Origin of the sequence: Photorhabdus sp. CRCIA-P01, assembly GCF_003545805.1 — a bacterium.
Classification (GTDB): domain Bacteria; phylum Pseudomonadota; class Gammaproteobacteria; order Enterobacterales; family Enterobacteriaceae; genus Photorhabdus; species Photorhabdus antumapuensis.
This window is the reverse complement of the sequence record NZ_NMQR01000002.1, coordinates 135,832-159,957: the sequence shown is the minus strand read 5'-3', so window position 1 is coordinate 159,957 and position 24,126 is coordinate 135,832. Positions and strand designations below refer to the sequence as shown.

Annotated in this window: 22 protein-coding genes; 21 read left to right on the top strand and 1 reads right to left on the bottom strand. The window is 42.3% G+C overall.

Going from position 1 to position 24,126, the window contains the following annotated elements; all coding sequences use genetic code 11:
* Positions 1–2 precede the first annotated feature (2 nt).
* The 20 genes from mutL (at position 3) to D3222_RS02060 (ending at position 22,177) form a co-directional block, all read left to right on the top strand.
* Positions 3–1,904, top strand: coding sequence for a DNA mismatch repair endonuclease MutL (mutL, locus tag D3222_RS02155; RefSeq protein ID WP_118984642.1), 1,902 nt, complete (start codon positions 3–5; stop codon positions 1,902–1,904).
* Positions 1,897–2,838 (top strand): tRNA (adenosine(37)-N6)-dimethylallyltransferase MiaA, encoded by a 942-nt coding sequence (miaA, locus tag D3222_RS02150; RefSeq protein ID WP_118984641.1) that lies wholly within the window; start codon positions 1,897–1,899, stop codon positions 2,836–2,838. The genes mutL and miaA overlap by 8 nt, the downstream gene beginning before the upstream one ends.
* Before the next feature lie 110 nt (positions 2,839–2,948).
* Positions 2,949–3,257 (top strand): RNA chaperone Hfq, encoded by a 309-nt coding sequence (hfq, locus tag D3222_RS02145; RefSeq protein ID WP_011148654.1) that lies wholly within the window; start codon positions 2,949–2,951, stop codon positions 3,255–3,257.
* Positions 3,258–3,353: 96 nt separating this feature from the next.
* Positions 3,354–4,634 carry a ribosome rescue GTPase HflX gene (gene hflX / locus D3222_RS02140; RefSeq protein ID WP_118984640.1) on the top strand — a complete coding sequence of 427 codons (1,281 nt, stop codon included), beginning with the start codon at positions 3,354–3,356 and terminating at the stop codon, positions 4,632–4,634.
* 105 nt (positions 4,635–4,739) lie between these two features.
* A complete protein-coding gene (gene hflK / locus D3222_RS02135; RefSeq protein WP_118984639.1) occupies positions 4,740–5,945 on the top strand; it encodes an FtsH protease activity modulator HflK in 1,206 nt (401 codons plus the stop codon).
* Positions 5,946–5,947: 2 nt separating this feature from the next.
* A complete protein-coding gene (gene hflC / locus D3222_RS02130) occupies positions 5,948–6,958 on the top strand; it encodes a protease modulator HflC (RefSeq protein ID WP_118984638.1) in 1,011 nt (336 codons plus the stop codon).
* Positions 6,959–7,106: 148 nt separating this feature from the next.
* The gene (locus D3222_RS02125) at positions 7,107–8,405 is read left to right on the top strand and encodes an adenylosuccinate synthase (protein ID WP_118984722.1); all 1,299 of its coding nucleotides are present in this window, start codon (positions 7,107–7,109) and stop codon (positions 8,403–8,405) included.
* A gap of 191 nt (positions 8,406–8,596) precedes the next feature.
* Complete coding sequence (nsrR, locus tag D3222_RS02120) at positions 8,597–9,022, top strand: nitric oxide-sensing transcriptional repressor NsrR (protein WP_118984637.1); 426 nt, start codon at positions 8,597–8,599, stop codon at positions 9,020–9,022.
* A gap of 44 nt (positions 9,023–9,066) precedes the next feature.
* Positions 9,067–11,505 (top strand): ribonuclease R, encoded by a 2,439-nt coding sequence (rnr, locus tag D3222_RS02115; RefSeq protein ID WP_118984721.1) that lies wholly within the window; start codon positions 9,067–9,069, stop codon positions 11,503–11,505.
* Between the two features lie 118 nt (positions 11,506–11,623).
* On the top strand, positions 11,624–12,361 hold the full coding sequence (gene rlmB / locus D3222_RS02110; protein WP_118984720.1) for a 23S rRNA (guanosine(2251)-2'-O)-methyltransferase RlmB: 738 nt from the start codon (positions 11,624–11,626) through the stop codon (positions 12,359–12,361).
* A gap of 156 nt (positions 12,362–12,517) precedes the next feature.
* A complete protein-coding gene (gene rpsF / locus D3222_RS02105; RefSeq protein WP_118984636.1) occupies positions 12,518–12,913 on the top strand; it encodes a 30S ribosomal protein S6 in 396 nt (131 codons plus the stop codon).
* Between the two features lie 5 nt (positions 12,914–12,918).
* On the top strand, positions 12,919–13,236 hold the full coding sequence (priB, locus tag D3222_RS02100; protein WP_021322928.1) for a primosomal replication protein N: 318 nt from the start codon (positions 12,919–12,921) through the stop codon (positions 13,234–13,236).
* A 4-nt stretch (positions 13,237–13,240) separates the two neighbouring features.
* Positions 13,241–13,468 (top strand): 30S ribosomal protein S18, encoded by a 228-nt coding sequence (rpsR, locus tag D3222_RS02095; RefSeq protein WP_000135199.1) that lies wholly within the window; start codon positions 13,241–13,243, stop codon positions 13,466–13,468.
* A gap of 38 nt (positions 13,469–13,506) precedes the next feature.
* On the top strand, positions 13,507–13,959 hold the full coding sequence (rplI, locus tag D3222_RS02090; protein ID WP_118984635.1) for a 50S ribosomal protein L9: 453 nt from the start codon (positions 13,507–13,509) through the stop codon (positions 13,957–13,959).
* A gap of 745 nt (positions 13,960–14,704) precedes the next feature.
* On the top strand, positions 14,705–15,733 hold the full coding sequence (locus tag D3222_RS02085; RefSeq protein WP_118984634.1) for a PLP-dependent cysteine synthase family protein: 1,029 nt from the start codon (positions 14,705–14,707) through the stop codon (positions 15,731–15,733).
* A complete protein-coding gene (gene argG / locus D3222_RS02080; RefSeq protein ID WP_118984633.1) occupies positions 15,723–16,913 on the top strand; it encodes an argininosuccinate synthase in 1,191 nt (396 codons plus the stop codon). Before D3222_RS02085 ends, argG begins: the two co-directional genes overlap by 11 nt.
* Complete coding sequence (locus D3222_RS02075) at positions 16,910–17,713, top strand: dimethylarginine dimethylaminohydrolase family protein (protein WP_118984632.1); 804 nt, start codon at positions 16,910–16,912, stop codon at positions 17,711–17,713. The genes argG and D3222_RS02075 overlap by 4 nt, the downstream gene beginning before the upstream one ends.
* Before the next feature lie 148 nt (positions 17,714–17,861).
* Positions 17,862–19,559, top strand: coding sequence for a carbamoyltransferase family protein (locus D3222_RS02070; RefSeq protein ID WP_118984631.1), 1,698 nt, complete (start codon positions 17,862–17,864; stop codon positions 19,557–19,559).
* 124 nt (positions 19,560–19,683) lie between these two features.
* On the top strand, positions 19,684–20,871 hold the full coding sequence (locus tag D3222_RS02065) for an MFS transporter (protein ID WP_118984630.1): 1,188 nt from the start codon (positions 19,684–19,686) through the stop codon (positions 20,869–20,871).
* A gap of 10 nt (positions 20,872–20,881) precedes the next feature.
* Positions 20,882–22,177: an ATP-grasp domain-containing protein gene (locus D3222_RS02060; protein WP_118984629.1), complete on the top strand. Its 1,296-nt coding sequence runs from the start codon at positions 20,882–20,884 to the stop codon at positions 22,175–22,177.
* 36 nt (positions 22,178–22,213) lie between these two features.
* Here D3222_RS02060 and D3222_RS02055 read toward each other — a convergent pair whose 3' ends face one another.
* Positions 22,214–22,930, bottom strand: a complete 717-nt coding sequence (locus D3222_RS02055; RefSeq protein ID WP_118984628.1) for a helix-turn-helix transcriptional regulator — start codon at positions 22,928–22,930, stop codon at positions 22,214–22,216.
* 269 nt (positions 22,931–23,199) lie between these two features.
* Between D3222_RS02055 and D3222_RS02050 the strand changes: the two genes are divergently transcribed.
* Positions 23,200–23,820, top strand: a complete 621-nt coding sequence (locus D3222_RS02050; RefSeq protein ID WP_118984627.1) for a peptidylprolyl isomerase — start codon at positions 23,200–23,202, stop codon at positions 23,818–23,820.
* Positions 23,821–24,126: the final 306 nt, after the last annotated feature.

Below are 24,126 nucleotides of genomic sequence, written 5' to 3'. Positions count from 1 at the left end.
ATATGGCTATTAAGATCCTACCTCCTCAATTAGCAAACCAAATTGCGGCTGGCGAAGTCGTAGAACGCCCTGCATCAGTAGTAAAAGAGTTGATGGAGAATAGCCTTGATGCTGGCGCTAGCCGTATTGATATTGAAATTGAGCGCGGTGGAGTAAAACTTATTCGTATCCGTGATAATGGCTGTGGCATTAACCATCAGGATCTTGCGCTAGCGTTGGCTCGTCATGCTACCAGTAAGATTGCTACCCTTGATGATTTGGAAGCCATTATCAGTATGGGATTCCGTGGGGAGGCGCTAGCTAGTATCAGCTCAGTTTCGCGTCTGACATTGACTTCTCGTACTGAAGAACAGCATGAAGCTTGGCAAGCCTACGCGGAAGGACGGGATATGGAAGTCACAGTGAAACCGGCTGCCCATCCGGTAGGCAGTACTGTTGAAGTGTTAGATCTGTTTTATAACACGCCCGCGCGGCGTAAATTTCTGCGAACAGAAAAAACGGAATTTGGTCATATTGATGAAGTTGTCAGACGTATTGCGCTGGCGCGTCTGGATGTATCAATCAATTTGCATCATAACGGCAAGTTGGTTCGTCAGTACCGGCCGGCAAAAGAAGAATCACAGTATGAACGACGTTTGGCTTCCATTTGTGGTACCACTTTTATGCAGCAGGCGCTTGCTCTTTCCTGGCAGCATGGAGATTTATCCATCAAGGGATGGGTTGCGGATCCGATGAATGCGACGGCGAGTGGAGATATTCAATATTGCTATGTTAACGGACGTATGATGCGTGATCGCTTAATTAATCATGCTATCCGTCAGGCTTATCAAGATTTGCTCCGAGGAGAGCAACAGCCTGCTTATGTTTTATATCTGGAGGTTGATCCACATCAAGTGGATGTGAATGTGCATCCTGCGAAGCATGAAGTTCGCTTCCATCAAGCCCGTTTGGTACATGATTTTATTTATCAGGGGGTAACCGCCGTATTAAAACAGCGCGGAAGCGGTGTTGAGCTGGATATAGCATGTTGTGAACCTGCGCCGGTCTGGGAGCCGGAAAATCGCCCATCAGCAGGAGAAAATCATTTTTCCCGGCAAAATAATGCCGCATCTGCGGCAACTTCATCACCAAAAGAGGTTTTGTCAGGCAAAAGTAGCACAGGTTTTTCCCGCGGTGGTGAAAACCGTCAGTATCATGGGGACAATTATCAAAAACCTCAGGGTGAGTTGTATCAGAAGCTGATGCAATCTGTACCGGAACCCGAAGAGAAAAGAGAGCTGTTCCCGGCAAGAATCGCTCCTGTTATGGCAGCAAAAGTGACACCTGTTCCTGTTCAGGTTAAAAATAACAGTCATAGTTTTGGTAAAGTACTGAGCATATATCCGCCATGCTACGCTCTGATTGAATCTCCATTGGGAATTGGGTTGTTATCTTTGCCGGTAGCTGAACGTTGGTTAAGACAAGCACAGTTAGCACCAACAGAGCAAGGGCTGAAATCACAGCCATTATTGATACCGCTGAAACTAGCTCTTAGTAAAGAGGAAGCTGATGCTTTAAATCGTTATAGTGACTTATTGGGCTCTTTTGGTATTGACGCATCTGTATCTCATGGAAAAGCGACACTATGTGCGGTATCGTTACCATTACGTCAACAAAATCTGCCTAAATTAATTCCTGGGTTGCTAGGTTATTTGGCCCAACAGTCATCAATATCGGCAGAACAGGTTGTAACTTGGCTTGCTCGTCATATCGGCAGTGAGCATGAGACGTGGAACGTTGCTCAGGCGGTACAGTTATTAGCTGATGTTGAGCGTCTTTGCCCACAACTGGTAAAATCTCCACCAGATGGGTTATTACAATTAATTGATTTACAAGCAGTGGTGGCATCTCTTACTCATGAGTGATCAGAAAACTCAATATCTACCAACGGCAATTTTTGTTATGGGTCCGACGGCCTCAGGCAAAACAGCTTTATCTATCGCTTTACGCCAGCATCTTCCTGTGGAACTGATCAGTGTTGATTCTGCGCTAATTTATCGTGGAATGGATATTGGTACCGCCAAACCAACAACCGAAGAGCAAGCGTTGGCACCTCATCGTTTAATCAATATTCTGGACCCTTCTCAACCTTATTCTGCTGCTGATTTTTGTCACGATGCATTGAAGGAAATGGCGGAAATTACCGCTTCTGGCCGTATTCCTCTGCTGGTGGGGGGAACGATGCTCTATTTCAAGGCGTTACTTGAAGGTTTGTCGCCTTTACCTTCTGCTAATCCGGTTATTCGGGCACAAATAGAACAACAGGCGGCAGAGCAAGGATGGGATGCATTGCATCAGCAACTACAGAAGATTGATCCTGTGGCGGCGTTAAGAATTCATCCTAATGATCCACAGAGACTTTCTCGGGCACTGGAAATTTTTCTTATTTCAGGTAAAACTCTCACTGAACTGACTAAATTGTCAGGAGAATCGCTGCCTTATCGTGTTCATCAATTTGCTATTGCACCGGCAAAACGTGAGCTCCTTCATCAACGCATTGAAGCGCGTTTTCATCAAATGCTTGAATCAGGGTTTGAAGAGGAAGTTAAAGCACTTTATGCTCGTCATGATTTGCATGTGGATTTACCTTCTATTCGTTGTGTTGGTTATCGTCAGATGTGGTCTTATCTTTCTGGCGAAATTGACTACGATGAAATGATTTATCGCGGTATTTGTGCGACGCGCCAGTTGGCAAAGCGTCAGATAACTTGGCTCAGAGGTTGGAAGCCGGTTCATTGGTTGGATAGTTCTCAACCAGGGCAAGCTTTAAGCACAGTTATGCAGGTTGTTAGTGCATAGGTTTATTGATTGTGTACAATTGATGAGTACCAAAGCGCAATTTTTGAGTAGTTCATTTTTTCGAACCTTTAGGTTCTTAGTTAAAAACAACAAAATAAGGAAAATATAGAATGGCTAAGGGGCAATCTTTGCAAGATCCGTTCCTGAACGCATTGCGGCGTGAAAGGGTCCCGGTTTCTATTTATTTGGTCAACGGCATCAAATTGCAGGGTCAGATTGAATCTTTTGACCAGTTTGTCATTTTACTGAAAAATACGGTTAGCCAGATGGTTTATAAACATGCCATCTCTACTGTTGTACCTTCCCGCCCAGTTTCTCATCACAGTAGCAATACGAGTGTAGGGGCGAGCGTAGGTAATTATCATTCTGGTGGCGTTTCTGCTCCGGCAGCACAACAGGAAAGTGATGGCACTGAATAAGTTTGAGAGCAGTAATAGAATGAAGAAAAACATAGGTAGGGGGTTTTACCTATGTTTTTTCCTGTAGTTTTTTACTCAGCCTGAGAGGTCGCACCTTTGTTTGAACGTTATGAAGGCGGCGAACAAGCCGTTGTGGTGCATGTTTTTTTCTCGCAGGATAAAGACACAGATAATCTCAGTGAGTTTGAATCACTGGTAACTTCTGCTGGTGTAATTCCTGTGCAAATTGTCACGGGGAGCAGGAAAGCCCCTCATCCGAAATATTTTGTTGGAGAAGGTAAGGCGGAAGAGATTGCTGAGGCGGTACAGGCTAGTGGTGCTGATGTTGTGTTGTTTAATCATGCACTCAGTCCTGCACAGGAACGCAATCTTGAGCGGCTCTGTCAGTGTCGAGTTATCGACCGCACCGGCGTGATTCTGGATATTTTTGCCCAACGGGCGCGGACTCACGAAGGGAAGTTACAGGTAGAGTTGGCGCAGTTACGTCATCTTTCTACCCGTCTTGTCCGGGGATGGACTCACCTTGAACGTCAGAAAGGTGGGATTGGTTTGAGAGGGCCGGGGGAAACGCAGCTTGAGACGGACCGGCGTTTATTACGGGATAAAATCCGTCAGATCCTGAGTCGTCTGAGCCGGGTTGAGAAACAGCGTGAACAGGGGCGTCAAGCGCGAAATAAAGCGGATATACCGACGGTTTCATTGGTGGGATATACCAACGCCGGTAAATCGAGTTTGTTTAACCGTATGACGGCTGCTGAGGTTTATGCGGCTGATCAATTGTTTGCTACGCTGGACCCAACGTTGCGACGGATTGCAGTTAATGATGTTGGTACGGTGGTACTGGCTGATACGGTTGGTTTTATCCGTCATCTGCCTCATGATCTGGTGGCGGCATTTAAAGCGACATTGCAAGAAACCCGGCAAGCAACATTGTTGCTGCATATTGTTGATGCTGCGGATAGCCGCATCGACGAAAATATTGCTGCTGTTGACAGCGTACTGGAAGAAATTGAAGCGCATCAAATTCCGGTGCTGTTGGTGATGAATAAGATTGATATGCTGGACAGCTTCACGCCGCGTATTGATCGCAACGAAGATAACTTACCGGTTAGAGTTTGGTTGTCTGCGCAAACCGGTGAAGGTATCCCGTTATTGTTACAAGCGTTAACGGAGCGTCTTTCAGGTGAAATTGCGCACTACGAATTGCGTTTACCGCCTGAAGCAGGCCGTTTACGCAGCCGCTTCTATCAATTGCAAGCAATAGAGAAAGAGTGGATAGAAGAGGACGGTAAAGTTGGTATCGAAGTGAGAATGCCGATTGTTGACTGGCGCCGTCTATGCAAACAAGAACAAGATTTGTTTGATTATGTTGTCTGATGTGCCTGTTAGGTGAATATCAGAAAACTTATGTGATTGAGAGTCGGCTTGTTTATAAGCGGCTCTTGGCCTGAAAAACCAATCATAAAAGAATGGAGCTAAAACATGGCGTGGAATCAGCCCGGGAACAACGGACAAGACCGCGACCCGTGGGGAAGCAGCAATAAAAGCGGCAATTCCGGCGGGAACAAAAGTGGTCGAAACCGTGGGGCATCTGATCTCGACGATCTGTTCCGTAAGCTGAGCAGTAAACTCGGGGGTTTCGGTGGGAACAAGGGCAGTAATGGCTCTGATCAGGGGGCAAAATTTGGCGGGCGGATTGTTAGCCTTGCTGTTGTCGCGGTCGTCGTGATCTGGGCCGCCAGTGGTTTCTATACGATTAAAGAAACAGAACGTGGTGTTGTTACCCGTTTGGGTAAATTGAGCCATATTGTGCAGCCAGGTTTGAACTGGAAACCAACGTTCATTGATGAAGTTGTTCCGGTCAACGTGGAATCTGTTCGTGAACTGGCGGCATCCGGTGTGATGTTGACTTCCGATGAAAACGTTGTTCGCGTGGAAATGAACGTTCAGTACCGTGTGACTAATCCAGCTGCTTACCTGTATAGCGTAACAAGCCCTGATAACAGCCTGCGTCAGGCAACAGACAGCGCAGTTCGTGGTGTTATCGGCAAATACACTATGGATAAAATTTTGACTGAAGGTCGTACCATTGTACGTAGTGATACCCAGCGGGTACTGGAAGAAACGATTCGTCCATACAAAATGGGTATTACGCTGCTGGATGTCAACTTCCAGACTGCCCGTCCACCGGAAGAAGTAAAAGCTTCATTTGATGATGCGATTGCTGCCCGTGAAAATGAGCAGCAGTACATTCGTGAGGCGGAAGCTTACGCTAATGAAGTTCAGCCTCGTGCAAACGGTCAGGCTCAACGATTAATCGAAGATGCTAAGGCTTATAAAGCGCGTGTGGTACTGGAAGCGCAGGGTGAAGTGGCGAGTTTTGCCAAGATGTTGCCTGAATATAAAGCAGCACCGGAAATTACCCGTGAACGTCTGTATATTGAAACTATGGAAAAAGTACTGAGTAATACCCGTAAAGTTATTGCTAATGAGAACAGTAATAATCTGATGGTTCTGCCATTAGAGCAAATGTTCCGTAGCGATGCAGCCAGTGGTAAAACGGCCGTGGAAAGTCAGCTTGGTAATACAACGGTTTCCAGCCCGCGCGTTACTCGTCCGACAGCACCCTTAAGTTCAAACCGGACAGATAATCTGCGTAACGATACTATCAGAGTGGGGAGACAATAATCATGCGTAAGTCATTCATCGTTATTATTGTCGCTGTACTGGTGGCTTTGTATACCTCAGTGTTTGTTGTGCATGAAGGACAGCGCGGTATTGTTCTGCGTTTCAGTAAGGTTGTCCGTGACGCGGAAAACAAACCGATCGTTTATGCACCGGGTTTGCACTTTAAAGTGCCATTCATTGAAACAGTAAAAACACTTGATGCCCGTATCCAGACTATGGATATTCAGGCAGACCGTTTCCTGACCAGTGAAAACAAAGACCTGATTGTCGATTCTTACCTGAAATGGCGCATTATCGACTTCAGCCGTTACTATTTGGCTACTGGTAGTGGTGATATTTCTCAGGCTGAAGTTCTGCTGAAACGTAAGTTCAGTGACCGTTTGCGTTCTGAAATTGGTCGTCTGGATGTTCGCGGCATTGTGACCGATTCCCGTGGTAAATTGACTACCGATGTTCGTGACGCGCTGAACAAGGGTACAACTGACGGCGAAGCAGTGGCTACCAGTGAAGCCGATGACGCTATTGCATCAGCGGCGGCTCGTGTAGCGAAAGAAACTGCGGGTAAACAACAGGCTATTAACCCGAACAGTATGGCTGCTCTGGGGATTGAGGTTGTTGATGTGCGTATCAAACAGATTAACCTGCCATTGGAAGTTTCAGAAGCTATCTTCCAGCGTATGCGTGCAGAGCGTGAAGCGGTAGCCCGTCGTCACCGTTCTCAGGGTCAGGAAGAGGCAGAGAAATTGCGCGCAACATCGGATAAACAAGTGACTGAAACATTGGCAAGAGCGGAACGTGAAGCCCGTACTTTGCGTGGTTCCGGTGATGCGGAAGCCGCTAAACTGTTTGCTGATGCATTCAGCAAAGATCCTGACTTCTATGCCTTTATCCGTAGCTTACGTGCTTACGAGAAGAGCTTCAGTGAAGATGGGAAAGATGTTCTGGTGTTAAGCCCCGATACTGATTTCTTCCGTTATATGAAAGCACCTGAAAAACGTGCAGTTCAGCATTGATAGATTTTTGAATATCTAAGTAAGGCCCGCGTCATGCGGGCCTTGTCATGTCTGGTGGTCAACAAAAATAACGGATGTGATAAAAATTACTGAAAGGTGTGGGATGAGATGTTAGAATCCATTTTTAAGCAACCGAGTGAATTTTGAAATGGGTAAGAACGTTGTCGTATTGGGCACCCAATGGGGTGACGAGGGCAAGGGCAAGATCGTCGACTTGCTGACTGAACGAGCTAGGTATGTTGTTCGTTATCAAGGGGGCCATAATGCTGGTCATACACTGGTTATCAACGGTGAAAAAACCGTTCTCCACTTAATCCCATCAGGGATCCTGCGTGAAAATGTTATCAGTATTATTGCAAATGGCGTCGTATTAGCGCCAGATGCGCTGATGAAAGAGATGAACGCATTAGAATCCCGTGGTATTCCTGTTCGCGAGCGTCTGCTCATTTCAGAAGCCTGTCCACTTATTCTTCCATACCATGTTGCATTAGATAATGCCCGCGAGAAAGCGCGTGGCGCAAAAGCAATTGGTACAACCGGCCGCGGTATCGGCCCTGCGTATGAAGACAAAGTTGCACGTCGTGGTCTGCGCGTTGGTGATTTGTTTGATAAAGAAGTCTTTGCGGCCAAGCTGAAAGAAATTATCGAATATCATAACTTCCAACTGGTGAATTATTACCAAGAGCCGGCGGTTGATTACCAGAAAACTCTGGATGAGATCATGGCTGTTGCCGATATTCTGACGGATATGGTTGTTGACGTTTCTGACCTGTTGTATAAAGCAACTCAGAAAGGTGAGCTGGTTATGTTCGAAGGCGCACAAGGCACGCTGTTGGATATCGACCACGGTACCTATCCATACGTGACCTCTTCCAACACCACGGCTGGTGGCGTTGCAACAGGTTCCGGTTTAGGTCCACGCTATGTTGATTATGTCTTGGGGATCATCAAGGCTTACTCTACTCGTGTCGGTGCTGGTCCATTCCCAACTGAACTGTTTGATGAAACTGGCAGTTACTTGCGAGAAAAAGGCCAAGAGTTTGGCGCGACTACGGGGCGTAGCCGCCGTACTGGTTGGCTGGATATCATTGCTATCCGTCGTGCAGTACAGATCAACTCACTGTCAGGTTTCTGTATGACCAAACTGGACGTACTGGATGGTTTGAAAGAAGTTAAAATTTGTGTTGGTTACCGTATGCCTGATGGTCGCGTGGTTGAAACAACGCCTCTGGCTGCGGATGACTGGGAAGGTATTGAACCTGTTTATGACACCATGCCTGGCTGGAATGAAAGCACTTTCGGTGTGAAAGAGCATAGCAAATTGCCTCAGGCAGCATTGAACTATATCAAACGTGTAGAAGAGCTGACCGGTGTTCCGGTTGATATTATTTCTACAGGCCCGGATCGTTCAGAAACTATGATTCTGCGTGATCCGTTTGATGCTTGATTGTGTCACATAATCAGGTAAAGCCGGGCTTTTCAGCCCGGTTTTTTGCTATTTATTATGGTCTTTTTTGCGTAACTACCAGATGATTAACATGATTTCGGCCAATTTAAAGTATATAATTTGAACAAATACTTATTTTTTTAATTTGTTCTCGGATATATTAGCTTATATCTCATTATCCAGAGGTTGATGTGCAGTTAACGAGTTTTACAGATTATGGCTTGCGCGCGCTAATTTATATGGCTGCTTTACCGCAAAATCGGATGACCAGTATTTCTGAAGTCACTCGTGTTTATGGTGTTTCTCGTAATCACATGGTGAAAATTATTAACCAGTTGAGCCACTTAGGATTAGTGGATGCTGTTCGTGGTAAAAACGGTGGCATTCGTCTGGGTAAGCCAGCAAAGGATATTAGAATTGGTGATGTCGTTCGTGCTCTCGAACCATTATCATTGGTTAATTGTAGTCAGGAGTCTTGCCATATTACCTCTGCATGTCGCCTGAAAGTGGTATTAAATCAGGCAATAGAAACATTTTTGAATGAACTGGATAAGCATACTTTAGCTGATATGATTGAAGATAATATCCCCCTTTATAAGCTGCTTCTGACCGAATGAAGAAATGGCGCAAACAGCCTGCTGATGACAACGGAGGAACCGCCATGTCACAAGATCCTTTTTTGGGACGCGAAGCAGAAAAATACGAATCTCCTATTCCAAGCCGCGAATATATCTTAGACATTATTTCTAAACGTACTGTACCGGTAAGTCGCCAGGAACTGGCACGAGAGCTGAATCTGGTTAACGATGAGGAGCTTGAAGCGTTACGTCGTCGTTTACGGGCTATGGAACGTGATGGTCAACTGGTTTTCACGCGCCGTCAATGTTACGCCTTGCCGGAAAAACTGGATTTATTGAAAGGCACCGTCATTGGTCACAGAGATGGTTATGGTTTTCTACGGGTAGAAGGCCACAAAGATGATTTTTATCTCTCTGCCGAGCAGTTAAAAATGGCTATTCATGGTGATGTTGTGCTGGCACAGCCATTGCTTTCAGATCGCAAAGGGCGTAGTGAAGCGCGTATTGTCCGTGTGTTGGAACCCAAGACCAGCCAGATTGTTGGCCGCTATTTTATTGATTCCGGTATGGGTTTTGTTGTGCCGGATGATAGTCGTTTGAGCTTTGATATCCTGATCCCGAAAGATGAAAATAGTGGTGCCCGCATGGGGAACGTTGTTGTCGTTGAGTTGACTACACGTCCAGCGCGCCGTATAAAAGCTGTCGGTAAAATAGTTGAAGTACTGGGTGAAAAGATGGGAACGAACATGGCAGTGGAAATTGCCCTACGTACTCATGAAATTCCGCACAGTTGGCCACCACAGGTGGAAAGCCAAGTGGCTATCCTGAATGAGCAGGTGCCGGACTCCGCGAAAGAAGGCCGCGTTGATCTGCGTGATTTGCCGTTGGTGACAATCGATGGTGAAGATGCCCGTGACTTTGATGATGCCGTTTATTGTGAAAGAAAGCGCAGCGGCGGCTGGCGTTTATGGGTTGCTATTGCTGATGTCAGTTACTATGTCCGCCCACAAACGGCATTGGATACAGAAGCACGCAACCGGAGTAACTCAGTTTACTTTCCTTCTCAGGTTATTCCCATGTTGCCGGAAGTGCTTTCCAATGGTCTCTGTTCTCTGAATCCGCAGGTTGACCGCCTTTGTATGGTGTGTGAGATGACGGTTTCAGAGCAGGGAAAATTGTCATCCTATAAATTTTACGAAGCCGTCATGAATTCCCACGCACGCCTGACATATACCAAAGTATGGCGTATGTTGCAGGGTGATGAAGAACTGCGTGAGCACTATAAACCGCTGGTTCAGCATATTGAACATTTACATGGGCTTTATCAGGCGTTAGAAAATGCCCGCGAACAGCGGGGTGCCATCTCCTTTGAGTCAGAGGAGGCTAAGTTTATTTTTAACGCTGAACGCCGTATTGAGCGAATTGAGCCGGTTGCCCGCAATGATGCCCATAAACTGATTGAAGAGTGCATGATCCTGGCGAACATTGCTGCTGCGCGTTTCGTGGAAAAAAACAGCGAGCCGGTGCTTTACCGCATTCATGATCGGCCAAGAGAAGAGAGTATTGTTAATCTGCGCTCTGTTTTCGGCGAATTGGGGTTAACTCTGCCTGGTGGTATGCAACCAACACCAAAGGATTATGCGCAACTGATGCATCAAGTGGCTGAACGTCCGGATCATGAGTTATTGCAAACCATGTTGCTGCGTTCAATGAAACAGGCAATTTATGATCCAGAAAACCGTGGTCATTTCGGTCTTTCTTTGAATTCTTATGCGCACTTTACCTCACCTATCCGTCGTTATCCTGATTTGGTGCTGCATCGGGCGATTAAATATCTGCTGGCGAAACAGCAAGGTGTCGTTGAGCAATGTGGGACACCGACCGGTGGATGGCACAGCGATATGGAGCATATGCTGCAACTGGGACAACATTGTTCTATGGCAGAGCGCCGTGCCGATGAAGCAACAAGAGACGTCGCTGATTGGCTTAAGTGTGACTTTATGCAGGATCAGGTGGGCAATACCTTTACCGGCATTATCACCAGTGTGACCGGTTTTGGCTTCTTTGTTCGCCTAAATGATCTGTTTATTGACGGTCTGGTACATGTTTCCACACTGAATAATGATTATTATCATTTCGATAATGTTGGTCAGCGTTTAGTTGGTGAATACTCTGGTAAAACTTTCCGGTTAGGGGATGAAGTTGAAATTCGTGTGGAAGCTGTCCATATGGATGAGCGTAACATTGATTTTAAACTGCTCTCCGTTAGCCGGGAAGCCCGAAACGTGGGTAAGACAGCGCGTGACAGGGCGAAAAAAGCAGAACCTGGCCGTAGTAACAGTAAGAAAGGGCGTAGTCATGGCAAAGAGGCTAACTTTGAGCCCGAGGGTGCTTTCCGTAAAAAGAAATCTGTGGATAAGCCTAAAGGAGATAAGAAAAAGGGTAAGAGCCTTTCAGCTAAGACACAGAAAATTGCTGCTAAATTCAAAGCCAAACGGGCTAAGAAAAGCGCGGATAAATAATCAAAGGGCTATCCTGTTTCTTTAGGATAGCCTGAATATTTTAGTCTCTTGAATACATTGAGCTTGATGGATAGGTTCAGGTACGTCAGTGCTGTATGACAGTGAAAATAAGAAGATTATGAGTGAAATTATCTACGGTATTCATGCCGTTAAAGCTTTACTGGAGCGTGATCCTCAACGTTTTATGGAAGTTTATGTACTGAAAGGGCGCGAAGACCGCCGTCTGACCCCGCTGATTAATGAGCTGGAAAGTTTCGGCATGGCGATCCAACTGGCAAATCGTCAGTGGCTGGATAATCAAACGGAAGGTGCTGTGCATCAAGGGATTATTGCTAAGGTGAAGCCAGGGCGTCAGTATCAGGAAAATGACCTGCCAGATTTGCTGGCACAAATGGAAATCCCTTTCTTGCTAGTGCTTGATGGTGTGACAGATCCACATAATCTGGGGGCTTGCCTGCGCAGTGCGGATGCAGCAGGTGTACATGCTGTTATTGTGCCCCGTGACCGTTCCGCCCAGCTTAATGCCACTGCGAAGAAAGTTGCATGTGGAGCCGCGGAGAATGTACCGCTTGTTCGTGTCACCAACCTCGCGCGTACTTTGCGTTTGTTGCAGGAACACAATATTTGGGTGGTGGGTACAGCAGGAGAGGCCGACCATACGCTACATCAGAGCAAACTAACCGGCCCTATGGCGTTGGTGATGGGGGCTGAAGGGGAAGGTATGCGTCGTCTGACCCGTGAACACTGTGATGAATTGATTAGTATTCCAATGGCGGGTTCGGTTTCATCCCTGAACGTGTCTGTTGCAACGGGTATTTGCCTGTTTGAAGCCGTGCGTCAGCGGAGTTCGCAGTAACCCATAACATAAAGCGTTACCCGCTCCTTGAGTTTTTTATGTGGGGCGGGTATAGTTACGCGTCAATTTTTCAGCCGCACTTAAACAAGTTCCTTGCCTCCACGGGCCGCGGTTGACCCTGACAGGAGGCTGAATAATCCGTAAGGAGCAATTCTAATGCGTCATTACGAAATCGTTTTTATGGTCCATCCTGACCAAAGCGAACAGGTTCCGGGCATGATCGAGCGTTACAGTGCGACTATCACTAACGCGCAAGGTCAGATTCACCGTCTGGAAGACTGGGGCCGCCGTCAACTGGCTTATCCAATCAACAAACTGCACAAAGCTCATTACGTTCTGCTGAACGTTGAAGCGCCGCAGGAAGCGATTGATGAGCTGGAAACTAACTTCCGCTTCAACGATGCCGTTATCCGCAGCATGATTATGCGCGTTAAGCACGCGGTAACTGAAGCATCTCCAATGGTTAAAGCCAAAGATGAGCGTCGCGGCCGCGATTACTCTATGGAAGACGCCGGCGTTGATGCTGAAGAAGCTGGGGATTCTGAAGAGTAATAACTGTGACAACTAATCGTTTGGTGCTTTCTGGCACAGTGTGCAAAGCCCCCATTCGAAAAGTCAGTCCTGCCGGCATTCCTCATTGCCAGTTCGTGCTTGAGCATCGCTCACAGCAGCAGGAAGCCGGTCTGAGCAGGCAAGCATGGTGCAGAATGCCCGTTATTGCCAGCGGACAATTGTTACAAGTTTTAACTCACAGTATAACGGTCGGCAGTCGATTAACCGTTTCAGGATTCATTAGTTGCCATCAAGGTCGCAATGGTCTTAATAAACTGGTTCTTCATGCCGAGCAGATTGAATTGATAGATTCTGGAGACTAGCCAAATGGCACGTTATTTCCGTCGTCGCAAGTTCTGCCGTTTCACCGCGGAAGGTGTTCAAGAGATTGATTATAAAGACATCGCTACGCTGAAAAACTACATCACCGAGAGCGGTAAAATTGTACCAAGCCGTATTACTGGCACCCGTGCAAAATACCAGCGTCAGCTCGCTCGTGCTATCAAGCGCGCGCGCTACCTGTCTTTGTTGCCTTACACTGATCGTCATCAGTAATTGGCACAGTCCATTAACGACTCTGAGAGGATAAGGTAATGCAAATTATTCTGCTTGATAAAGTAGCAAACCTGGGTAGCCTGGGTGATCAAGTTAACGTTAAACCGGGTTATGCCCGTAACTACTTAGTACCACAGGGCAAAGCTGTTCCTGCGACTAAGAAAAACATCGAATTCTTCGAAGCTCGCCGTGCTGAACTGGAAGCCAAACTGGCTGACGTTCTGACAGCAGCGCAAGCTCGTGCTGAGAAAATCAGCGCACTGGGTTCCGTTACTATCGCTTCTAAAGCGGGTGACGAAGGTAAACTGTTCGGTTCTATCGGTACTCGCGATATTGCTGATGCAGTGACTGCCGCAGGTGTTGAAGTATCTAAAAGTGAAGTTCGTCTGCCTAACGGTGTTCTGCGTACTACTGGTGAACACGAAGTTAACTTCCAGGTACACAGCGATGTATTCGCTAAATTGAACGTTAACATTGTTGCTGAAGCTTAATCTCTGATTAACTGATGCTAACAAGTAAAAAACGCTGGCAATTCCAGCGTTTTTTATTGCCTCAACTTACTATTCTCTTGGTCGTCTATAAGGTTTTTGCCGGTAATTCCCAGTAACTGAGCATTAATCTGATTTATTTTATATTTACTATCTTATTTGTCGTTTATAGAATTGTGGTTTCTCTTGTCTGTTCTTCTGTAATATTGTCTTTTGGTTGGTTTTTATTATTATTGATTTTTCGTTTTTTATATTGAAAATATTATTCATTATTAGATTATTATCTATAAATAATCGGATTCGTATTCTTTATTATTAGATAATATCGGTATTGTTAATTCTGTTGTGATGTGGGAATTTTTATCTAATATTTTTATATAGTCACGGTTATTTTTCTTTATAATGATAATTTATTTTATATGATTTCATATAAGAATATTTAATAATGTCAAAAATTTATATGGGATTTTATTGACATAACTGTCAGAGTTGACAGTAGACTTTTAAGTGTAATTTTATGATTATAATTTTTGTTAATTAACCCTTGTGTGAAAACACAAATGAATGCTCTTATTGTTAATAGGCATGAGTTTATTCTCCATAGTTATTAATAAAGTGAATGGTTTCATTGATAAATTAATAGGTATATTATATGTTGAATTGATTTATTTATTTATTTGTTAATAAAAATACCTTGTCATCATTATATATTCTTCATATTAACCCAGACATAAGGGATAAAGCTGGTATGAATCTTGGTAAAAACATATTACAAACTATAGGTAATACTCCAGTAGTTATGTTGAATGGTAGATATACTAAAGGTATTAATGTTTTTCTCAAAATGGAGAATATTAACCCCAGTGGGAGTATTAAAGATCGTATTGCAGTTGCTATGTTGGAAACGGCTGAGGCTCAGGGAGAATTAAGACCGGGAATGGTGGTGATTGAGCCATCATCGGGTAATACGGCAATTGGTCTGGCAATGGCGTGTGCTGTTAAAGGTTATCGATTTATTGCAGTTTTGGATCGCATGGTGCCGGCAGCGAAACGCGATAAAATAAAAGCATTTGGGGCGGAAATTATTTTCCTGCCAGAATTTGAAGCGGGAACGGATACTGTCAAATATCGCATTGATTTAACTAAAGAGATTATAAAAGCTTATCCGAATGCGTTTAGCCCTATGCAATTTGAAAATCAGGTTAATCCTGATGAGCATTATCGTTCCACGGGGCGTGAGTTGTATGAAATCTTTGGCAATAATTTGACGGCTTGTTTTGCGACGGCAGGCAGTTGTGGAACACTTACTGGAATTTCCCATTATTTGAAAGAGAAAAATCCACAGGTGCGAATTTATGGTGTTGAACCTGTGGGGTCAATTATTTTCGGTGGGGAACCAGGAAAATATTTGGTACAAGGCGCGGGATTGACGTTTATACCTTCTATTCTGGATTGTACCAACATCGATATTACCTTGAAGGTTGCGGATATTGATGCATTCCGAGTAGCAAGAAAGTTAGCCAGAAATGAAGGTATTTTAATTGGTGGAACGGGAGGTTGTGCGGTAAGCGCAGCATTAAATCACTTGGATGATTTTAAACCTGGAGATAATATTGTTGTCATTATTCCTGATAGTGGAGAACGTTATATCGACACAATTTATAATGATACTTGGTTATTTGAAAATAATTTCTCAGAATTAGTTGAGGAAAGTAAAATAGAACCTCAACTAGAAGAAATTATTATAAACATGGGGTGTGTATTAAATGAGTTCTGATCGTATTTTGGTGATTTACTATAATCGCCTCTATAATCCTCTTATCATAAGAAGTCTTAAATCTGAATATAGAGAGGTAATTGCTCTTTATATTGATGAAGGGCAGGTAAGAGACATTGAAGATATTGAATTGGAATGCATGGTTGCAGGTGCTGATAAATTTATCTATAAAGATTATCGAACGCAATATGCTGAACACTTCCTTACAAAAGCGATAAAAGCGAATGCTATTTATCAAAATGGTTATTTTCTCAGTGCTGCACTTTCCCGGCCTGCGATTGCTGAGGCGGCAGTTGAAGTAGCTAATGAGCTCAATATTGATTATATTGCCCATCAATTCAGAGGTAATGATCAAGTCAGAATGGATATGAATATAGAAATTCTGAATAAAATACCTATTGCTTCGTTGAGAGATTTTAAATATGACGAAAATATCGTAAATAGTTATGCTATGAAGTATGGTATTCCCCAAGAATTTGGTTGTAATAACCCTTATTCTACTAGTGAAAATATATGGGGATTAAGTGTCGAATGTGGCCCGTTGGCAGAACCGGAAACATTAATTCCTGAAGATGCCAGAGAGAAATTATTTGAGCATGCACTATCAGCCACTGAGCCAATATTTTTGTCATTAGGTTTTGAGAATGGTATACCGATATCGATTGACGGCGAAAAGAAATCATTATATGAAATTATTGAAATATTAAATGAGATTGGTAAAAAACTATCAATTGGTATTTTTGATATTGTTGAAGATGGCATTGTCGGTTTGAAAACACGCGCAATTTATCAATCACCTGCTGCACATATCTTAATTACCGCACATCGTGATTTAGAATGTTATTGTAGTAATCGTCACGAAAATTGGTTTAAAGAGATAATTGATAAAAAATGGGTTGAATTAGTTTATTCTGGGCTTTGGTATGATCCCTTATTAACTCATTTAAACCACTTTATTGATAGCATGAATCAACATGTCAATGGTGAGATTAAGCTTGAATTAGGCTATAAATATGCCAATGTTTGTTCCCGTATTTCAAAGACGACTATCTATGATGATAATTTAGCAATATATAATTGTGGGCATTTATATAGTCAAAACGATGCAGAGGGATTTGCAAAAATATTTAATATCCATACTAAGCAAAGTGCTAAATCTAAGATGAGGCAAAAGTTATGATTAAAGAATTATTAATGTGTAAACCGGATTTTTATGATATTGAATACGTTATTAATGATTGGATGGATCCTAATAATAGAGTCAATAAAGAATTAGCACGGCAACAATGGGATTTTCTTTATGAACGGTTGACTGAACGTGGCATCACTATTCGCACTATCGATCCTGTTAATGGTTTGCCTGATATGACTTTCTCAGGTGATTGTGGCATGGTGCATAATAATAAATTCCTTGCTAGTAATTTCCGGCACGCTGAACGCCAGGGGGAAAGCCAGTACTATATCGATTATTTGGAAAATCTAGGTTTTGAGATACATCGTGTTGATGAAGGTATCTATTTTGAAGGGCTTGGAGATGTTATCTATTGGGATAATGACATCATATTTGGTTATGGACCTCGCTCAGATAAAGAAGCAATAAATACCATTCAGAAAGTCTATCCAGAACTTAAAATTAAAGGTGGACTACATATTCAGGATAAGACTTTCTTTCATGTGGCTCTGGCATTCTCATTTATTGACAAAGATACGGTTATTTACTATCCAGAAGCATTTACTAAAGAGAGTCAGAGTTATATTGTTGAAACATTTGAACGCCGGATTTCAATATCAGAACATGATGCTAAGGAATTATTTGTCTGTAATAATATCCCAATAGGTAAAGATATTCTCATGCATGATTGTTCTATAGAGGTTGAACGTCAATTAAATAATTATGGTTATAATGTCATTAAATGCGATATGAGTGAATTCTTAAAGAGTGGTGGTAGTCTGCGCTGCTTAGTATTAAAAATCAAATAATTATACCCTATGGATTTCAAGTTGCATCGCGACGGCAAGGGAGCGAATCCCCGGGAGCATAGATAACTATGTGACCGGGGTGAGTGAGTGCAGCCAACAAAGAGGCAGCTTGAAAGATAACGAGTATATAATGGGAGGATAATAAGTCATGTATATTTTAGGTATAAATTCAGTTTACCATGAGTCAGCAGTTTGCTTATTAAAAGATGGAGAAACTATTTTTGCCATTGAAGAAGAGCGCCTAAATAGAAGAAAACACGGAAAACCAGCAAATATTGATAATCCTGATGAACTGCCATTGGCTTCCATTGAAGTTGCATTAGACTTTGCGGGTATTCGCTTGGAAGATGTGAGTCATATCGGGTTTTCTATTGATCCGATAGAACGAAGAAAATCAGTCTTTATTGATGAACTCACCAGTGAGGGAAATTGGGGAAGTGTATCGGGTGAGTCCATCTTTTATCGCAAGACCACTTCAGTACCAGAGATTTTGCAATCAATGGGATTCCGTGGTCAATTTCATTGGGTTCCTCATCACACAGCTCATGCGGCATCTGCTTATTTTGTTTCGCCATTTGATAAAGCGTTAACCTTATCACTTGATGGTGTGGGAGAGGATAATACCGCAGGGGTATATCTGGGCGATGGTAATAGTCTGAAAAAAATTAAAACCATTGAATACCCAAATTCAATCGGTTTTATGTGGGAGAAATTGGCAGAATTCCTGGGCTTCTCTGTATACGATGCCTGTAAGGTGATGGGAATGTCTGCTTATGGTAAGCCTGAAGGTTTTATGCCGGCGTTCCAGCAATTCGTCAAAATCTATGAGAAAGGTGAGTTTACTATCGATAACACCATTCTCAATTTCCGCAGCCAAGACTTTTCTAAATTAGAATCTTTGTTTGGTATTGTGAAAAGAGTCCCTGGTGGAGAGGTTGCGCGGGAATATTATGATATTGCTGCTTCTCTCCAGCAAATAACTGATGAAATAGTGTTAAATATGGCTCATCATTATTTGCAGGAAACAGCAACGAATAAACTCTGCCTTGCGGGTGGCGTCGCATTGAATTGCATAACGAATAAACGATTATATGAAGAGTTGGATATCGAAGATATCTTTGTTCAGCCTGCTGCACATGATGCCGGGACTGCCACAGGTGCCGCGCTATTTATTTGGCATCATATTCTTGAAAATAATCAACGCTATCCTCTGACTCATACCTATTGGGGTCTGGAATATAGTGAAGATGATTACCAGCGTAGTTTGAAGGCCCATGGTTTGGACTGGACATATGAAGAGAATATTCATGAAGTTGTCGCAGACTTGCTGGCTGAAAATAATGTCGTTGGCTGGTTCCAGGGGAGGATGGAATTTGGGCCGCGGGCATTAGGTAATCGTAGTTTGTTGGCCGATCCAAGAAATAAAGATATTCGCGATTTAATGAATCGTAAAGTTAAACATCGTGAAATGTTTAGGCCATTTGCGCCGAGTGTATTGCGTCAACACGTTGCTGATTGGTTCCACGTTCGAAAAGAATTACCGGAAGCTGCAAAATATATGTTGTTAGCGATGGATGCTAAAGTGGATAAAGCATCGAAAATTCCGGCAGTGGTTCATGAAGATGGTACTGCCAGAGTTCAGGTGGTAGATAGTGCGTCAAATCCAGATTATGCCCAGTTGATTGAGGCATTTTATCGGAAAACCGGTGTGCCTTTGTTGCTGAACACTTCTTATAATGATAGCGAACCGATTGTTTGTTCACCGGAAGATGCTATTAAAACTTTCATGAAAACTAATATTGATTATTTAGTTTTGGGGAATTATTTGATTAAATCGATTCATTAATTATTGCATAGTAAACGTCTATCCCAGTAGGTGTAATTGATAAAGTCAATTTGGGCATTGCTCAGTTTCAAATTGATAAATAAAATAGTCTAATGGGATAGATAATAAGGTTGAGGTAATATTAATGATACATAGGATCATACTGGCTCGTTTTTTTTCTGTTTTTTCAGAGGCATTTGTTATGTTCGCTGTGCCTGTATTAGTATATACCTCAACTAATAGCGCCTCACTTTCATCTTTTGCTTTTGGGCTTGAACGGCTATTCAGAGTGATTTCTCTCCCCATTTCTGGTTGGATGGGGGACAGGATGCATACTCTGGTTATGTTATTCCTGAGTGATATTCTTCGATCATTAGTTTGCTTATTTCTTTTTATTCTTTCATTTATATACTCTGATAATAATATCGTATATATCATTATTCCTCTCTCATGTGTTTTATCCTTTTTTAGTGGAGCGGGATATGTCAACCTTGAAGGTTTTATCTCTAAAAACATGAGTGCAATAGAATTACCTTCTGTTAACTCTCGCTTACAATTTGTTGAACAGTTTACCTATATTGCAGCCCCGGCGGTTGTCGGCGTGCTGGTTTATAAATTCAGTGTTTATGCGGTATTTGCATTTGCGTTTTTTCCTTTCCTGATTAGTAGTTTGATATGGTTTCAGCTACAAAGGAAAAACCGGATTGAAGAACGCGTTAATGGAGAAGGGTATAATCTGCCGGCCATTTTTAAGTTCCTGATGGAAAACCCACCTTTGTTACGCGTCATTAGTCTGACATTCCTGATGAATGTGATGCAAGGTGCTATTTTGTCAACGGCAGTTTATGTTATCACTAGCGTTTTTTCACAACCGGAAGGGAGTTATGCTAAGCTTTTGGCTTATGCGGGGCTGGTGAATTGTTGTGTTTTTTTTATTGCGCCAAAATTGTGTCGGATTTTTGATGTGCGTATCGTTGGTGTAACGGCTTTTCTGATTGCGTTATGTGGCCTGACACTATTTGCTACTGGGCCGTTATTTGTGGTTTACACATTAGGTTTCTTACTGGTTATTGGCTCGGAAGGTTGTTTTAATCTTTTTTCCCGCTCTTATCGAGCAAGTCTTATTCCGAAGCAGCGTTTTTCTCAGTATCTTGGTGTGGTGCTGGTTTTGAATCAGTTAGCGACACCTTTAACCAGTTTCATTTGTGCTAATTTGCTGAACTATTTTTCTTACAATAGTATTTATCTGATATTCTCTGCATTTGTTTTATTGATGTTTATCATTATTAATCCTTATCGTTCGCTTAAATTTAATCTGCGTAATAGTCAATAATGGAGGAAATATGAGTTCGAAAAAATATTTGTTAGTGCTTGATTATCTTCCGGCAAGGCTGAGTGAAATTGTTAATATTCGTGACTATATTCGATATAATTACTCCCTTGAGTTGGTGATTATTAGCGATATGTTGTCCGGTGAGGAAAAAGATATCACACCATTTGTCTATCATATTCCTGTACGAACAGAAAATTATGTTGATAGTGTGATGGCAGTTCTTGCTGAACTTAATATGACATGTGCTGGTATTCTTCCTTTTATGGATGCGGTATCTGGGTATGCTGCTGTTCTCGCGAAGAAATTAAACGTTTATGGTGATGATCCTGAATTAAGTTTCGCAGGTATTGAGAAGTATCAATTCCGTCAACAAGAAACTCGGATATTACCGTTACTTGCGGCACAACATGTTAAGACGCCTCGATATACTTTCATTAATGAGATTAAAGAACTGGAAGAGTTTTATGACGCTGTTCCGTATGGTGTGATTATTAAGCCTAATTGTGGTCGGGCAAATGTCGGCGTGGTAGCAGTTAAAGATAGAAGTAAAATCCCAATGGCTTTTGCTCAATCTGTTGAGCAATCTGGTGGTAATCAAACTCTTGCAGAAGAACTTATTATTTTCGATACAGAATATTCGTATGATGGTATTGGTTGTATGGCATTTTTAACGCAAAAAGTTTCCCAGAAAGGGGAATATCCTGTTGAAATAGGGCAAATAGTTCCGGCGCAATGTGATAGCAGAAATACGGTTGCACTACATAAAGCAGGGCAGGCAATGAATTTGATTTCAGGGCAGACTCTTGGCGCATTCCATAATGAGATTAAGCAAGATAGTAAAACGGGAGAAACTTTTCTGGTTGAAACTAATCGTAGACCAGCGGGTATGCGTATTTGGGATATGGCTAACCGGGTATATGGTATAAGCTTGCAGGAAATTTGGGTTGACCATTTAGTCAAAGGATTTAGTGATCGAATGATATTGCCTGAAGCGAAGGGAAGAGCCTTTTTGATTAATTTGCTGGCGGGTAAAGATGGAAAGATTAATGATAAATTCGATAAAACAGAAGTTAATGAAGTATTATTAGCATCTGTTGATAATGTTTTGAGTAAATTATGTTACGAAATTATTGCAATAAAAATTAATTTAGATAAGAGTTCACTGGTTTACGAAACACCAAAAAGCAATAATGATTTCTGTGGTTACGTTTGTGTGCATATTAATGATGAGCACGTCAAATGTGAATCCCTGATGAATGAAATTAATGATGCATGGAAGGGTATATTGTCTAATTATATTTTATAATTTCGTATGGTTAGAGCCTTATTTTGGCTCTAATTATTAGATAATTAGATTATATGCTATTGCTTTAGCAACTGCTGCAACTTTATTAGGAACCACTAATTTCTCCATAACATTGTTAATGTGGAAATTAACTGTTCTTGTTGAAATATCCAGTATGTCGGCTATTTCAGCAGAAGTTTTTCCTTCACAAGTCCATCTTATGACTTCAACTTCTCTGGTAGAGAGTGTTGGAACAATGATTTTATCCTTTTTATTTTTTAGGTTATTAAATGTTTTTATGCATTCATTTGCCAATATGCCTAATACTCCTGCTTTATTAAGTATTTCATTGTGGGAAATAGCGCCTTCTTTTCTGGCAACTGAAAAAATTGACCTTTCTCCATGATAACCTTTAATTTTGATTGAAAGACTATTTTTAACTTCATTTTTATTTAAATTTGATTTTTCAATCATAAAGTCAGCGTTTTTTGATATTTTATCATTACAAACTGACGGGATAGAGAAAGTGTAATCACCATTCATTAATTGATCGCTGTCATGATTATTATCTTGATTATAATTGCTTGCAGTTTCTATATTTAGGTTGGTTATTAGAACATATTTTTTTGTCGTGAATGGATATTTTTCTTCCTGATAAATTGAGTAGAATTCAAAACCCAGATAGTTTATCGCGTTTAACAGCCTCTTTTCTAATTCAGGCATGGTTTTGGACTTTTTTATTTCTGATAAAATCTCATTAAATGATGTATTCATAAGATTTTCCTCATTATATAATATTTGCAATAAAATTAATTTTATATAAAAAATATTTTATTCATATAATCAATTATAAGTAAAAATTTTTAAAAATTGAATGTTTATATTGTAACCTTTAAGAAATGAATATGCTACTTAGATTATATCGATTATTAGCGCCTATATATTTGGGCGACATGTATTTTCCTGGTGACATCTTCGGTTTACCCTGCTGCATAGCGCTGTTATGCTTAGAGGTCTAATTTAATTTGATCACAGGTATTTTCATGGCAAAACTTTCTTTTGACTCTATCGAAGCACAAGCAAGTTATGGGGTTGGCTTGCAAGTTGGTCAGCAATTACTGGAGTCTGGCCTGCAAGGTCTGGAACCTGAAGCACTGTTAGCGGGGTTATGCGATGCGCTGGAAAATCATTCTCCAGCGGTGCCGGTCGATATATTGCATCGTGCCTTACGTGAAATGCACGAACGTGCAGATGGTGTGCGTCTTGAACGTCAGCAAGCTATGGCAGAAGAGGGTCAGAAGTTTCTGGTGGAAAACGCTCAGCGTGACGGTATAAGCACGACAGAATCTGGTTTACAGTTCTCTGTACTAAAACAGGGTGATGGTGCAATTCCTGCCCATACTGACCACGTGCGTGTTCATTATACGGGTCGTCTGATTGATGGCACCGTGTTTGACAGCTCAGTACAGCGTGGCGAACCTGCTGAATTTCCTGTGAATGGGGTGATTGCTGGATGGATTGAAGCATTGACGTTGATGCCTGTCGGTTCTAAATGGGAACTTTATATCCCTTATAATTTGGCTTATGGCGAGCGTGGTGCTGGTGCATCGATTCCTCCATATAGCACTTTGATTTTCGAGGTGGAATTGTTGGATATTCTGTAAGTTTTATCTATACCCAATGGATTTCAAGATGCATCGCGACGGCAAGGGAGCGAATCCCTGGGAGCATAGATAACGATGTGACCGGGGTGAGTGAGTGCAGCCAACAAAGAGGCAACTTGAAAGATAACGGGTATAAAAGTAGGATTAAAAATAGCCGGTATATCCGTCTCAGACTACTGAAAAACCCATTTAAAAAATGGGGTGTTTTCAAACCATCGAAAATTTCAGCTAGTATGTTGCCGATGAACTGGCTTTCCCTCAGTTTCCTAGTTATTTCTTTAAATAGGGTCTTTGGCCCGCTAGCTT